The 14,114-nt window shown below is 39.2% G+C and carries 12 protein-coding genes; 3 read left to right on the forward strand and 9 right to left on the reverse strand.

Going from position 1 to position 14,114, the window contains the following annotated elements; translation table 11 throughout:
* Nucleotides 1-7: 7 nt before the first annotated feature.
* Together J0J35_RS03645 and J0J35_RS03650 are read left to right on the forward strand one after the other, a co-directional pair.
* Complete coding sequence (locus tag J0J35_RS03645) at nucleotides 8-1,489, forward strand: glycosyl hydrolase family 18 protein (RefSeq protein WP_206917807.1); 1,482 nt, start codon at nucleotides 8-10, stop codon at nucleotides 1,487-1,489.
* Between the two features lie 31 nt (nucleotides 1,490-1,520).
* Complete coding sequence (locus J0J35_RS03650) at nucleotides 1,521-2,183, forward strand: lytic polysaccharide monooxygenase (RefSeq protein WP_206917811.1); 663 nt, start codon at nucleotides 1,521-1,523, stop codon at nucleotides 2,181-2,183.
* Between the two features lie 37 nt (nucleotides 2,184-2,220).
* Here the strand turns inward: J0J35_RS03650 and J0J35_RS03655 are convergent, their stop codons facing one another.
* Complete coding sequence (locus J0J35_RS03655) at nucleotides 2,221-2,949, reverse strand: alpha/beta hydrolase (protein WP_206917812.1); 729 nt, start codon at nucleotides 2,947-2,949, stop codon at nucleotides 2,221-2,223.
* A 366-nt stretch (nucleotides 2,950-3,315) separates the two neighbouring features.
* Between J0J35_RS03655 and J0J35_RS03660 the strand changes: the two genes are divergently transcribed.
* The gene (locus J0J35_RS03660) at nucleotides 3,316-4,560 is read left to right on the forward strand and encodes an S-layer homology domain-containing protein (RefSeq protein ID WP_191672737.1); all 1,245 of its coding nucleotides are present in this window, start codon (nucleotides 3,316-3,318) and stop codon (nucleotides 4,558-4,560) included.
* A gap of 60 nt (nucleotides 4,561-4,620) precedes the next feature.
* Here the strand turns inward: J0J35_RS03660 and J0J35_RS03665 are convergent, their stop codons facing one another.
* The 8 genes from J0J35_RS03665 to J0J35_RS03700 form a co-directional block, all read right to left on the reverse strand.
* Nucleotides 4,621-5,421, reverse strand: coding sequence for a PhzF family phenazine biosynthesis protein (locus J0J35_RS03665; RefSeq protein ID WP_206917817.1), 801 nt, complete (start codon nucleotides 5,419-5,421; stop codon nucleotides 4,621-4,623).
* Between the two features lie 14 nt (nucleotides 5,422-5,435).
* Entirely contained in the window at nucleotides 5,436-6,566 is a 1,131-nt protein-coding gene (locus tag J0J35_RS03670) for a hypothetical protein (protein WP_206917818.1), read from the reverse strand.
* A 310-nt stretch (nucleotides 6,567-6,876) separates the two neighbouring features.
* Nucleotides 6,877-8,544 carry an acetolactate synthase AlsS gene (gene alsS / locus J0J35_RS03675; protein ID WP_019291695.1) on the reverse strand — a complete coding sequence of 556 codons (1,668 nt, stop codon included), beginning with the start codon at nucleotides 8,542-8,544 and terminating at the stop codon, nucleotides 6,877-6,879.
* Nucleotides 8,545-8,742: 198 nt separating this feature from the next.
* The gene (locus J0J35_RS03680) at nucleotides 8,743-9,984 is read right to left on the reverse strand and encodes a lipopolysaccharide assembly protein LapB (protein WP_206917819.1); all 1,242 of its coding nucleotides are present in this window, start codon (nucleotides 9,982-9,984) and stop codon (nucleotides 8,743-8,745) included.
* Entirely contained in the window at nucleotides 9,984-11,165 is a 1,182-nt protein-coding gene (locus J0J35_RS03685) for an AI-2E family transporter (RefSeq protein ID WP_019293983.1), read from the reverse strand. The genes J0J35_RS03680 and J0J35_RS03685 overlap by 1 nt, the downstream gene beginning before the upstream one ends.
* Nucleotides 11,166-11,280: 115 nt before the next feature.
* Nucleotides 11,281-11,898, reverse strand: a complete 618-nt coding sequence (locus J0J35_RS03690) for a class I SAM-dependent methyltransferase (RefSeq protein ID WP_206917820.1) — start codon at nucleotides 11,896-11,898, stop codon at nucleotides 11,281-11,283.
* 26 nt (nucleotides 11,899-11,924) lie between these two features.
* Nucleotides 11,925-13,313, reverse strand: a complete 1,389-nt coding sequence (rlmD, locus tag J0J35_RS03695; RefSeq protein WP_206917826.1) for a 23S rRNA (uracil(1939)-C(5))-methyltransferase RlmD — start codon at nucleotides 13,311-13,313, stop codon at nucleotides 11,925-11,927.
* Between the two features lie 6 nt (nucleotides 13,314-13,319).
* On the reverse strand, nucleotides 13,320-14,084 hold the full coding sequence (locus J0J35_RS03700) for an HAD-IIB family hydrolase (RefSeq protein WP_206917828.1): 765 nt from the start codon (nucleotides 14,082-14,084) through the stop codon (nucleotides 13,320-13,322).
* Nucleotides 14,085-14,114: the final 30 nt, after the last annotated feature.

Genomic DNA, 14,114 nt, shown 5'->3' on the forward strand with positions numbered 1-14,114 from the left:
AGGAACTATGATCAAAAATGGAAACACACGTCACTTAAAAATAGCTATAGCGACATTAGCCTTGGCTACACTTGGTTTTACAGGCGCGCATGCTCAAGCAGATGCTGCCGATGAAATGGTCAATCCCACCGATAAGGTTTTAGTCGGTTATTGGCACAATTGGAAATCAACAGGTAAAGATGGTTATAAATACGGAACCTCTGCTGATTTTGATCTTTCACAGACACAAGACGGATACAATGTTATTAACGTATCTTTCATGAAAACACCTCAAGGAAGTACTCTTCCCACATTTAAACCTTATAATAAGACCGATGCTGAATTCAGAGCTGAGGTTGCAAAACTCAACGCAGAAGGCAAATCTGTATTAATTGCATTAGGAGGTGCAGACGCTCATATCGCACTTACTAAAGCGCAAGAGGATGACTTTGTGAATGAGGTTATCCGTCTTGTAGATACTTATGGCTTTGACGGCTTGGATATTGATTTAGAGCAATCTGCCATTGATGCAGCTGACAATAATACTGTCATCCCCTCAGCTTTACGGAAAGTCAAAGCTCATTATCGTCAACAAGGTAAGAACTTTATGATTACGATGGCCCCAGAATTTCCTTATCTTACAACTACAGGGAAGTATGCGCCTTATATCAATGGTTTAGAAGGTGATTACGATTATATTAATCCTCAGTATTACAATCAAGGCGGTGATGGTTTTTGGGATTCTGACTTAAACATGTGGATTTCCCAATCTAACGACGAGCAAAAAGAAGCTTTCCTCTATGGTTTGACACATCGCCTTGTCACAGGAACCGATAATTTCATCAAAATTCCAGCAGACAAGTTTGTGATTGGCTTGCCTGCAAATGAGGATGCGGCAGCAACAGGTTACGTTAAAAATCCTAAAGATGTCGAGAATGCCTTAAAACGCCTAAAAGCTTCTGGAAATGAAATCAAGGGCTTAATGACCTGGTCCGTCAATTGGGACGCAGGTAAGAGCGCGACAGGCTTAAATTACAACAATTCCTTCGTCAACACCTATGCACCAATGCTTTTTGGAGACACTGGGGGCGGAAATGAAACAAAACCAACACTTCCAATAATCACAGTTTCTGATCTTACAGAAACCAGTGCTACAATTCAAGCAAAATCAACAGATGCATCTGGGATAGCCAACTACGAGATTAAAGTTGGGGGAAAAACTTATACAAGTAAAGATGGATTACAAGCTATCTCCGGTCTTAAAGCCGCAACAACTTATACCGTTGAAGTTGTCGCAATCAATAATGCTGGCATTCGTTCTGACAGTGCAAGCACGACTTTTAGCACTACAGGTGGCACAGTAACTCCTGAAAATATATGGAGCAAGGATAAAGAATATTGGACGGGTGACCGCGTCTACTACAATGGAAAAGAATATGAAGCAAAATGGTGGACCAAGGGTGACCAACCTGACTTGTCAGGCCCTTACGGACCTTGGAACGAAATATGATATGCTTTAACAAGCAGAAAGGAGCAAAGTTATGAAAAAAATGTTTATTGGGTTTTTAATCACTTTAGGAGTATTGGGTGCTTCATTGGCTTTCAATACTAAAACGGTCTTAGCTCACGGTTACGTTGAGAGTCCTCCAGCACGTGGTTATCAAGGTAAGCTTGATTATGAAAAATATGGCTGGACAACAGCTTATAATCTCTATGGAAATGTCATCACAAATCCTCAATCACTTGAAGCTCCCAAAGGTTTCCCTGAAAGCGGACCTGTAGATGGACGCATCGCTTCAGCTAATGGTGGTCTAGGACAAATCGCTGACTTTGTCCTTGATAATCAAACAAGCGACCGTTGGAAAAAAACAACAATAAACACTGGTGTAAATCAGTTCACGTGGAAATATACAGCACCACATAAAACAACCAAATGGCACTATTACATGACCAAAACTGGTTGGGATCAAAATGCATCACTCAAACGTTCAGAGTTAGAGCTCATTGGTACTGTCAATCATGATGGCTCTACTGCTTCTAACAACTTGACACACTCTATCACTGTCCCAAGTAATCGCTCAGGTTACCATATTATCCTCGCTGTTTGGGATGTTGCTGATACACCAAATGCTTTCTACAATGTTATCGATGTCAATGTCCAAAATAATAATATGCTCTTTGGACCATTTGCTGCAGTTGAATAAATAGAAAGAAAAAGAACACTTCTCAAAGTGTTCTTTTTTACTTTTCGGATGTTTTGAGCCACTTGATGAGTTCTGCCGCAATTTCTTCTTGTTGTTTTTTATTTGAGATGTCTGCTTGGTTGTCGCCTTTTTGGGCACCATAGCTACCAAAACCGGCATGATTACCGCCCTCCAATGCTACATTTATCGTTTGTTGTGGCAGATAGGTTTTGGCCTTATCATATGAAGACTGGTTAAGCACGCCATCTTTCGTGCCTACGATAGATAAAACTTTCCCTTTGAAATCTTTCAAGCTTCCTTTTTGATCAGGATAACTTGCAAGGAAAAAGACACCTTCTAAAGCTGAATTATCTTGATGACCTGCTGCAAAGCGACTGGCCATAACTCCACCTAGAGAATGACCGCCAACGATATATTGGGAGAGATGTTCATCCTTGATTATTTTCTCAGCCAGATTGGGATTAAAAATAGCAAGATTCAGAGGCTCTTTGAGAAGATAAACAGAATATCCAGCTTCTGCTACTTTACCGGCCCAAATACTATAGCTTACATTGTCCACCAAAGCGCCTTGATAAAAGATAACACTGGCTTTATCTGGATTGCCTTTAAATACCAAAGCATTATCTGCCTTTTCGGCTTGGCTTGCAATGTTTGATGCTTGAGGAGTTGGATGATAGGTACTGGACTTGATGTAGATAAATCCTGCGGCCAGAAGGACAAGTAAAATACTTACAACCCATAGAACTATTTTTTTGAGTTTTTTCATTGAGTTTTTCCTTTTTATAATATTTTTATTCAAACTAAAAGCCCTCAAAGAAAGGACTTCTAAACATTATTTAAAATTGCATTGAGGAAAAAATAAATTAAAATATATAGTTTATAGAAAGCCATTATTGTAAGTGAGGACAGATGCCTCATGACTCTCGATTTCTGTTTATTTACTTTGCCATCAATTCCATTCTTATTCTATCATTCTTATGAAGAGAATGCTTTAATTCTGCTTACAATATTTATTTTAATTCAAAATTCCTTAAAAAAAAACTAAATCATATGTTATGATTATAATATGCTAAAAAAAGCAAACAAATAATGATTATAAGAGACATGGTAAATAAGGAGGAGATATTTTATAGTGAAAAAATATCAAAAGGTTTTAATGCTGAGCGCAGTTTTTCTGTCGTCGACGCAAGGAATAATGGTAAGTGCGAGTGAACTCACAGCCGTAAACAAGGAAAAAAATGAGCCAATAGCTTCAAGCATCGAGGAAAGTAGCACTTCAACTTCTGCAAGTACTTCTGAAACTTCAACTGAAAACAAAAGCACTGAAAGTAGTGTGTTAGATAAAAGCAGCTCAAGCTCAAGTAATGAAGTAACGATAAAGGAACAAGATACAAGTGCTGAAACGGCGGAAGTAGCAAGTACGACCGAGCATCCTGTGGTACAAGCTCGAAGTGCTGTAACTTATCAGCAACCTCTTAATAGTAGTACACTACCAAAGGTGCCGGTAAGCTTAGAAAAATTACCTATCAAGCATTCAGGCAATCCTTTTAAAGACGTTTCACAATCTTTATATAAAAATTACATTAGCTGGATCTATAGTCGAGGAATTACCACAGGTTATACACCAACGACGTATAATCCAGATGGTTACGTGACACGTGGTGAAATGGCTGTCTTTCTTCATCGTCTCGCGGGAACTCCAAGTTATAAAGCACCATTCAATGTCTATACAGATGTCAATCAGTATAAAAACCAGATTCTCTGGCTGACAGCGACAACTGTATCCAACGGAACTGCGCCCCACTACAATCCGAACGGTAACGTGACGCGAGGGCAAATGGCTGCCTTTCTACATAGAATGGCAAAAGTTTCAGGAAATGCTCCTACCTCAGGAAAATATAACACGAAGTTCGTAGATTCCAAAAATCATATGTTTGCCAATGACATTGGCTGGTTGAGTTCAAAAGGTATCACTACGGGTTATACACCAACAACTTTTAGACCTGATGCATATGTGACACGTGGTGAGATGGCAGCTTTCCTCCAACGTTTCTATAATGTCACTTCCCAGACAAATAAACAAAATCCCTATCCTGCAGGCCAATGTACAGCTTATGTTTGGGACTATTTCAACGGAAATATTCCTCTCTATGTCGGTAATGCAAAAGAGTGGACTAAATACGCTAACAGTAAGCCTGCTGTCGGAACAATTGCTGTCTTTCCTCCAGGAAATCAAGGTGCAGGAGATCTTGGCCACGTCGCAGTTGTTATTTCGGTTTCCGGCTCTAAAATGAGAGTAAGTGAAGGAAACTATAATGGAGGCTGGGGCACCGAGCGTGACTGTTCAACAGCCGGTGTTAAATTTATTCGCCCTTAAAATTCAAGAAAATTATACTAAAAAGTGCTGGATAGTTGTTCCAAGCACTTTTTTCTATTCTTACATATCATAGTTGGGAATGACGATATTTTCTTCTTCGAGAACGGCCTGACCAGAGATTTTAACTCTTTCCCCCTCAATTTCGCAAGCAATCACCCCACCACGATTAGAGAGTTGTCTAGCGATGAGTTTTGTTTTCTCTAGCTTCTCTCCCCATAATGGTGCCAAGCGTGTATGTGACGAACCTGTCACTGGGTCCTCATCTACACCACCATGAGGTGCAAAATATCTCGATACAAAATCAACATCTGCTCCTTTTGCTGTGATTGTGACCGCATGAGAAGCTAATGATTTAATGATAGCAATCTGTGGTTTTGCATCCTTTACTGCTGATTCTGAATCCAACACAAGTATAAGGTGATCTTTTTCTTGGGTAGTGTAAGCTTCTTGAATGGTTGTCCCTGAGAATGCTGCTTTCATTTCTTCAGTGATTTCCTTTGGAAAAAGCTGTTGACGTGGAAAGTTTAAGATAAATTGATCATTATGCATGGCGACAGTTAATTTCCCAGATTTGGATTTAAAGCTCAAAACCTCGCACTCGTTTTCTAACTTCTGCTTGATGACAAATGCGGCCGCAATCATACCATGTCCACACAATAAAACTTCCCTTTTAGGGCTGAACCACTGGATTTCCCATTCATTTTCTACATTTTTATAGATAAAGGAGGTTTCAGGCAAGGCAATTTTAGAAGCAATCTGTTGGAGCTGCTCTTTTGGGAGTCGTTGGGTTAAGATACAGACTGCCGCAGGATTTCCTAAACTCTCCTTGCCGGTGAAAGCGTTGATGATGTCGTAGTGCATGAATTACTCCTTACTTACTCAGCCAAAGATAATAAATCTTCATCTGTTGCAATACAGTGCGCTCCCGTATCATCTTGCCAGTAAAGTAGACTTGCTTCTTGATTATTTTTGTTGTCAATCTTTTGAAGTTTCTTCATTTCGTGCACAGCGGAACCAAAATCTACGTTTATTTGATTTTCAATCTCTAACATTGAAATATATTCTTCTTTGATAATGGATAGTTTATTATCACCTTTAATATTTTTTATTTGAGATAGAGGGTCTTTTTTATTGGAATTAACTTCTAGTTCTTTTATTTTTTGTGCAATCATCTGACTGCGTTTACGAAAATTTCCGTAAATAAATAATGTATGCTCTAATGTATTTTGAAAATTATCCATTGAATACTTTACGTACTCAGGATTTTCTTGAGTATCTACGCATAGTCTCAAATATTTAATACGTAAAAGTAATAAATTAGAAAGAAGGGTGAAATAAGCATCACTATTTTTGTATGTTGAAGCTGTATCAGCATTAATACTATCGAGCATCTCATAACGTGCTTTTAATTTTTCTGAATCTCTCTCAACTAATGCTAAACGAATAAGCATATCTTGAGAAAAGTGACCAAGTGTTGAATGTTGATCATATAATTCATCTACGACATTAATAGCAGACAATAAATCAGCAATACTTGTTACTTCTTGACGCAATAATATTTGGTCCATTTCTCTCTGAATGGTTTCTAATTTTTGATTGACGACCTTGAATTGCTTCATAATAGCTATTGTACTCATTACTTGCATAGCCATCATTGGTGCTACAATAGGTAAAAAACTACCTACTTGGCTAAAACTTGCATGTCCAATAATTCGCCCGTCTTGCATAATCGCAGAGCCTACACCATCTTTAAATTTCATAAGTGATTCTGGTCGCGCATTAGTTATATAAAGTTTTGGAGAAAGACTTGACGATATTGCTGTTAATCCTAAACCACTTACTGCGATTAAACTTGACATAATTGTCGGAGAAATGCTTACTTGATTTTTTGCATACTTGCCTGTACTAAGGTAGTTTTGAGATAATTTTTGTAGAAGCTCTTCTCGCCCTTCTTCTTTGATTTCCAACATTTGCATAGTTTGAGGATTTAAGTTATTCTCAGTCATATTTTTACCTTTCAGAATATAGTGTTCTTTGTCCTTTAATTATACACAAAAAATAGAGAAACAGAATCATTGAAATCGTGAGAATTATAACTCTTCTTGAATGTCTTTAAATTCAAGGTATAAAAAAGGTACGACCTTATTAAGGTCATACCTTTTATTTAATATATTGAATTGTATACAAGCGATGCAGTATCCATGCCTACAACACCATTCATACTCTCACAAGAGCATCTGGACATCTGTATGGGCATTTCCCGCAGCAAAATAGGATAAAAGAAACATCCTTTTTTCACAAAACTGCCTGTCATTATCAATAAAACTCCTCCGGCAAAAGCGTATCCGCTAATTTAATATTGTCTGAATAATCGATAGGAACATCAATAACTACTGGTCCTGTGCTGTCAGGGATTGATTCTAAGAGTTCTTTGAGTTCTTCTGCGCTGTGAACACGATAGCCTTTGGCACCCATAGCTTCAGCGTATTTCACGTAATCAACGCTACCGAAGTTTACACCTGCTGCACGGCCGTATTTTTTCTCTTCTTGGAATTTAACCATGTCATAGTGACCATCGTTCCAGATAATGTGAATCAATGGTAAGTTAAGGCGAACGGCAACTTCAAGTTCTTGACCGGTGAAGAGGAAACCTCCATCACCAGAGTGAGAATAAACTTTGTGTCCTGGGCGGAGCAAGCCGGCTGTAATTCCCCAAGGCAAAGCTACACCGAGTGTTTGCATACCGTTTGAGAAGAGTAAGTGACGTGGTTCATAAGAACGGAAGTAACGTGCCATCCAGATATAGAGTGAGCCAACGTCAACAGTCACAGTTTCATCATCTTTAACGACTTCTTGGAAAGTACTTACCAAGTCGAGTGGATGCAAACGTCCTTCTTCAGCTGCTTCAACATCAAATTCGTGTTGGTTAATCACGTCACGCAGACCTTTAAGGTATTCAACTGAACCCTCTGGCAAGTTGTAACCACGGACTGCTGGCAAAAGATTTTCCAATGTTTGAGCGATATCACCAATCAATTCACGTTCTGGTTGGTAATAAGTATCAATCTCAGCAATGGCATTGTCAATAACAACGATACGGCTATCAATTTCGGCATTCCAGTTGCGTGCTTCATACTCGATTGGGTCATAACCAACAGCGATGACTAAGTCTGAACGTTTGAGCAACATATCTCCCGGTTGGTTACGGAAAAGACCGATACGACCGAAGAATGTATGTTCAAGGTCACGCGAAATCACACCTGCACCTTGGAAAGTTTCAACGACCGGAATAGAGACGTGTGAAAGTAAGTTACGCAAAGCTTTAGCTACTTTTTCATCTGAACCGCCAGCACCAACAAGGATAACAGGCAATACAGCATTTTTAATCGCTTGCGCCAAATAGTTGATGTCATCAATTGAGGCATTACCCATCTTAGGATCTGACAAAGGTTTAATGGCATTCACTGAAACTTCTGAATCCGTCACGTCTTGTGGGATAGATAAGAAACTTGAACCTGCACGACCGCCTTTAGCGATACGGTAAGCATTGGCTACTGTTTCAGAAATTGTTGATGGATCCAAGATTTCTTGTGAATATTTTGATGCTGGCGCCATCATTTGAGCATTATCCATAGATTGGTGTGCACGTTTCAAACGGTCAGCGCGTTTTACTTGTCCACCAATAGCAAGAATCGCATCTCCTTCAGATGTTGCTGTCAAAAGTGGCGTTGCCAAGTTTGATACACCAGGACCAGAAGTAACCAAAACAACACCAGGTTCACCAGTGATACGTCCCACAGCTTGTGCCATAAAAGCAGCACCTTGCTCATGGTGAGTAATGATTAATTCTGGCGCTTTTGGATCATGCTCCAAGCGGTCGAATACGCGGTCAATTTTGGCACCAGGGATACCAAAAACATATTTTACATTATGGTTAATTAAACTATCTACAACTAAGTCTGAGCCGAATTTTTTATCAGTCATTTCTTCTCCATTTCAATTAAGATTCACAATCTTCACAATCAATTTTAGCAGAAAACATTTTAATTTACAAAAATCGCGCTTGAAGAATGTATATGTAGTCTGCTTTCACAAGATTTCTACACCTAAAACGCTTACATCTCCTTCTATGAAATATTACAGACTTTGTAATCTTACTTCAATAAAAAAACCATTGTTCGATTACTCGAACAACAGTCCTCTCATTTCTTCATCTTCTGGCACGAGTTCCAGATATTGTTTAATATAGGTTTGCGCCTTCTCATTTTGTCCGATTTGCAAAAGGAAATCAACATAATCCTTCAAGAAATCTGGATTATCAGTCAAGGCAGTCGACAAGAGCTCTGTATAGAGGGCTTCTGCTTTTGCATCATTTTCCAGCTCTTTATGAGCTTGGGCAAATAACCACTGCGCCAAGAGATGTTCTTCTTCTAACAACTCTTCCAATCGAATCACTGCTTCAAAGTCTGACTCGTTGAAATAAAGGTTTGCCAGGAGGAATACTGTTTCGTCATGGAGCTCAGCAACATTGAGCGCATCCATCAAGTATCGTTCTGCAGCTGCTTGATCTTTTTGACTATAAGCCAGCTTCGAGAGAAAATGCAACAGTAAAGCCGAATTTGGATTCTTCAGTAAACCTTCTTGAGCCACACGGGCAGCTTCATCAAACTGACGGTCTGCTTCCAGTGTTTGGGCATAGGCTAATTCGTAATTTAGTAAATCTGTATTATAATCTTCTAGCTGTTTGAAATAGCTAATTGCCCGGGCTTGATTATCCAATTCGCTATAAAGTAACGCAATCTTGTAAATTGTATCAGCAGTTTTATCGAACTCTAAAGACTTTTCTAAAAAGGAAATCGCATTTTCAAAATTCCCTAGATGTGCGTAGGATTCACCGATACGCTGATAAGTAGAGATTTTAGTTTGCTGTAAAATCTCTCGTACAGAAAGCTTGGCGTAGTTTTGGATTGCTTCTTGATATGCGCCTTGCTCGTAATAACTTTCCGCAAGCGCAAATGTAATCAGAGGTGAGTCGGAAAGTTCGCGGGCTTCTTCCAGCTTGCTAATGGCCGTCTCAAAGTCGCCTTCAAACTGGTACAAATCCGCAATTTGAATCAAAGCAGCAACATAGTTTTCGTCCCCAGCAGGAATTTGATAGAGATAGTTTAAAGCATCATCAATCTGTCCATCATCCTCTGCAATCTCTGCCAGATTAATCAAGTAGTCGGTACTTTCAGGATTGTCACTCAGAATCTTATCATAGACTTGATGACTCTCATCGATAAAACCCATCATTTGTAAATATTCTGCCAAATCCGCAAGCATTTCTTCATTATCATGCTTGAGCGCATTGCTCAAAGCATTATGCATCCCAATCAAATCACCTTTATGTAGAAAATCAATGGTATCTTCTGAATAAGACATTAGCTCTCCTCTATTTTTTCAAGTTCACTTGTATTGCCTAAATCAACAGGTTGATAAAGTTCCGAAATTTCACGATACCAATCATAGATATGTGTAATAATTACTTTGGCTGCAGCATAGAACGGAATTCCCAGTAGAACGCCCCATAAGCCAAAGACTTTGCCGGCCGTTAAGAGCACAAAGAGAACTGTGATCGGGTGAATGCTCAACTGTTTACCTAGAACTAAAGGCGAAACGAAACGTCCTTCAAGTGTTTGTTCAATGATATATACAATCAAGACTTTAAGCAACATGATTGGTCCACCTGTTGCTAAACCGATAATCATAGCCGGAATGATGGCCAAGTAGAATCCAAGGAATGGAATCAAGTTAAAGAGTCCAGATAAGATAGCAAGAGTGATCCCGTAACGCAAACCAATGATTGGTAAACCAATCGCAAGCATCAAAGCAACCGCAATCGCAACAATAACTTGACCACGTACGTAGTTTGCAAGTTGTGAATTCATCTCAGTCAAGATTTTTGAAGTATCTTTGCGCCAGTTGACTGGTAAAAGATGTGTGATATAGCCGTTCAAGTTTTTTCCGTCACGTAAAAGGTAGAAAAGCACAAACGGGAAGATAACCAGTGAAATAAAGACACTTGCTGTACGCGTAATCACATCAGTGATTGAGCTAAAGGCAGCAGTTGAAAAGTTTTTCGACCAGTCCACGATATTATTCCCAAGGGAATCCATGAAATCATCCATTTGTGGGCGGAATTGCTCAAAGTGACGATTGGTCAACAGTTTATTTACTTCTTCTTGTGCTTGTTCGACATAGTTAGGCACGTGCTTAGAGAAACTTGCCACACTATTGGAGATAGAAGGAATGGCGTAAGCCAAGCCCCAAACCAACAATCCAGCAATTAGAATAAAAAGTACAATAATACTGGCGATACGCGGCACACGTTTCTTTTCGAGATAATCAACAATCGGATTAAGCAGGTAATAAAACACGGCTGCTAAAACGACAGGCAATGAAACAATGGTCAGAAAATCTGCAATTGGTGCAAAGATAAAGTTGACTTTGCTGAGTAATAGAATATTAAGTAATAAAAGTAAGACAACTAAGAGTGCCGTCACGACTTTATTATTTACAAACCATTTGAAAAAAACAGAGGCTCTAAAATTTTGTTTTTCCATAGGATTTTCCCCCTTCTAATGTGTAAAATACTGTTTAAATTATAACATAATCCCTGTAATATTGACATCGAAGGTTCTTTTTTTACATAATTTTATTTATATAAAAAAGCTGTGTTCACAGCTTTTGCAGTTCATAATATTGAATTTGCAGAAAAATTTTACGTTTCACAATTTTCCAGCCCTTTTCTTGAAAGAGATTTGCCAGCTCTTTAGGTTGATAGACTTTGACATCACCTTCAGTTGAAAAGCGGTTCAAACGCCAATTATAAAGCTTTGTCACTACAGGAATATGGATTTCCGCAATCACCAGTCTACCATCTTGTTTTAACAAACGACTAGCTTCATCTAAAAAGTGATCGGGATGAGGGAAGTGATAAAAACTGGCTGAACAAATGATAATATCGAAGTTATCCTTCGGAAACGGAACAGCTTCCGCGCTGCCTTGCTTAAACTCAAACTGCGGATGACGTTGGCTGGCAATCTTGATCATTTCAGAAGAAATGTCTAAACCTGCACCAAAAATATTGGTCTGCTTGCTAAGCATGGACAGCAGTGTCCCATTGGCACAGCCAATATCAAGGATATTCGCATTTCTCGTTACTTCCAAATGTTTGATAATAAACTTTTTAAAAAATGAAGCAAGGAATCCATCAAAGGAATGGTCAAACCTCTGAGCGATATTATCATAGAATTTTTCTGATTCTTTTTCGTAGTTGTGGTTTTTCTGTGACATTTTTGGGTCCTTTTTGGTATTGAGTCTTATTTTTTCACCAACAATCCCACACACTCCACATGCTTCGTCTGCGGGAAAAGATCAACAGGTTGTACTTTTTCCAAAAGATAGCCTTCTTCTTCAAAGCGGACGACATCACGCGCAAATGTTGCCGGATTGCATGAGATATAGACCACGGCACGTGCTTGGGTTGCTGTGGCGGCTTTGATAAAGCTTTCGTCTAGACCCTTACGTGGCGGATCAACAAAGATAACATCAGGTTGGATACCGTCTTGTACCCATTGTGGCATTACTTCTTCTGCTGGTCCGACTTCGTACTGCGCATTTTTAATATCATTCAGCGCTGCATTGGTCTTGGCATTTTCTACTGCTTCTGGTATGATTTCCATACCGTAAACCTGTGCGACCTTATCTGCCATTCCAAGGCCGATTGTACCGATGCCGGAATAAGCATCAATCACGACATCTTCGGCTTTCAAATCTGCAAAATCATAAGCTAATTGATAAAGCTTTTCAGCCTGTGCTGTGTTGACTTGATAGAAAGCCCGTGCAGAGATTTGGAAGTCTTTACCTAACATGCTGTCCGTAATATAATCTTTACCTGAGAGCAATTTGAACTTAGAGCCAAAGATTGCATTTCCTGTTGATGTATTAATACTGAGCTGGAAAGAGTCCACTTTATTGCTGTATTCAGCCACAAGTTCTGAAAGACCAGCGAATTTCTCTTTAGTCACAACCAAAATCAGCATCACTTGACCGCTATGATGACCGCGACGAATCACGATATTGCGTACAATACCTCGTTTCGTTTGCTCATCATAAGGCGGAATATTGAGCTTGATTAAACTCTCCCGCACCTGATTAACCAAGTCATCAATTTCAGTATTTTGGATATAAAAATCACGGATTGGCACTAAATCGTGTGAGTTTTTTCGGAAAAAGCCCGTTTCTGTTTTACCATTGATGCTACGCACAGGCACCTGTGCTTTATTACGATATTGGCTTTCTTGCTCTGCACCTAAAGTGTCAAGAACCGGAAAGTCTGGCTTATGTGCGTTTTTACGAAGTACATCAACAACTTGTTTATGTTTAAAGTGAAGCTGGGCTGGATAAGTCATGTGTCCAAAGTCAGCAATTCCTGTGCGGAGATAGGTCATATTGACATCTTGCACACGATCTGGTGATTGGCTGAACCATTCTTCAACCTTGCCAAAGCCGAAGTTCTTTCCGACTTTTAGGACTTTTATTTTAATCTCTTCACCGGGTAAGGCATTTTCAACAAAAAAAGGGAAGTTATCTGCTTTGATAACTCCTTGCCCTTCATGTGTTAAGTCAAGGACTGTTCCTTGAATCACTTCATTTTTCTGGAATTTTTTCATGCTTTTATGATAGCATACCCGCTTGACAAAGTCCAATGTCTTTCATCCCCTGCTATCAAGAATCAATTTCTCCAAAAAAGCAGTAATTTTTTCACTCTCTGCAGGCAGATGCTCCTGGCTCACCTGAAGAACTTCTGGATTATCTCCTACAGAAATTGCAAGCTTGGCATGTGCGAGTAATTTTACATCATTTTTATCATTGCCAAAGCCGATATAGTTAGTTTGTCCCATAACTTCCGATAACACCTGATATTTATTGATGTTTTTTGCCGTAATCACGAGTTCCTCTACATCGGAATGGTATAAAACAGCCAGTTCCTCGCCTGTATCGAATTCCTGATAGAATCTTGGTGTAACACCAAATATGATGATTTTGATAACATCTTCATAACTCAAGTCGACGTTTTGAGCTTTGTGGGCGGTATCCAATTTATTAAGTATGTTTGTTTGAGTAGAAACTTTTGCACTGTAATTCCAATCATAATCTATGACATATTCTAGCTTTCGCAACTCTATAAAAGTTACGATTTTTTCTACACTATTGGGTGTGATAGTTTGGGTAGAGAAAATGCGTTGCTTCATGCGGACAATACTACCATTTCCGCCAATCAAATCATTGTCGGGGAAGTCTTCCAAAAGCGGCAACATGTCACGTACGGGACGGGCTGAAGCAAAGATTATTTTGACCCTTTCATCCAGTTGACGTAATTTTTCCAGTATATTTGCTTCGATTTCGTAACCATTAAAAACAATTGTCCCGTCCAAGTCAAACACCAATGCATCATAACTTTCTTTCTTAAAATCCATTCTCTTTCTCCATCATTGTCTCTCTCAACT

Source organism: Lactococcus sp. LG606 (assembly GCF_017309645.1).
Taxonomy (GTDB): domain Bacteria; phylum Bacillota; class Bacilli; order Lactobacillales; family Streptococcaceae; genus Lactococcus; species Lactococcus petauri.

Coding starts and splice junctions, on each gene's coding strand:
- J0J35_RS03645 (WP_206917807.1), top strand. CDS start 8: ATGATCAAAAATGGAAACACACGTCACTTAAAAATAGCTATAGCGACA.
- J0J35_RS03650 (WP_206917811.1), top strand. CDS start 1,521: ATGAAAAAAATGTTTATTGGGTTTTTAATCACTTTAGGAGTATTGGGT.
- J0J35_RS03655 (WP_206917812.1), bottom strand. CDS start 2,949: ATGAAAAAACTCAAAAAAATAGTTCTATGGGTTGTAAGTATTTTACTT.
- J0J35_RS03665 (WP_206917817.1), bottom strand. CDS start 5,421: ATGCACTACGACATCATCAACGCTTTCACCGGCAAGGAGAGTTTAGGA.
- J0J35_RS03670 (WP_206917818.1), bottom strand. CDS start 6,566: ATGACTGAGAATAACTTAAATCCTCAAACTATGCAAATGTTGGAAATC.
- alsS (WP_019291695.1), bottom strand. CDS start 8,544: ATGACTGATAAAAAATTCGGCTCAGACTTAGTTGTAGATAGTTTAATT.
- J0J35_RS03680 (WP_206917819.1), bottom strand. CDS start 9,984: ATGTCTTATTCAGAAGATACCATTGATTTTCTACATAAAGGTGATTTG.
- J0J35_RS03685 (WP_019293983.1), bottom strand. CDS start 11,165: ATGGAAAAACAAAATTTTAGAGCCTCTGTTTTTTTCAAATGGTTTGTA.
- J0J35_RS03690 (WP_206917820.1), bottom strand. CDS start 11,898: ATGTCACAGAAAAACCACAACTACGAAAAAGAATCAGAAAAATTCTAT.
- J0J35_RS03700 (WP_206917828.1), bottom strand. CDS start 14,084: ATGGATTTTAAGAAAGAAAGTTATGATGCATTGGTGTTTGACTTGGAC.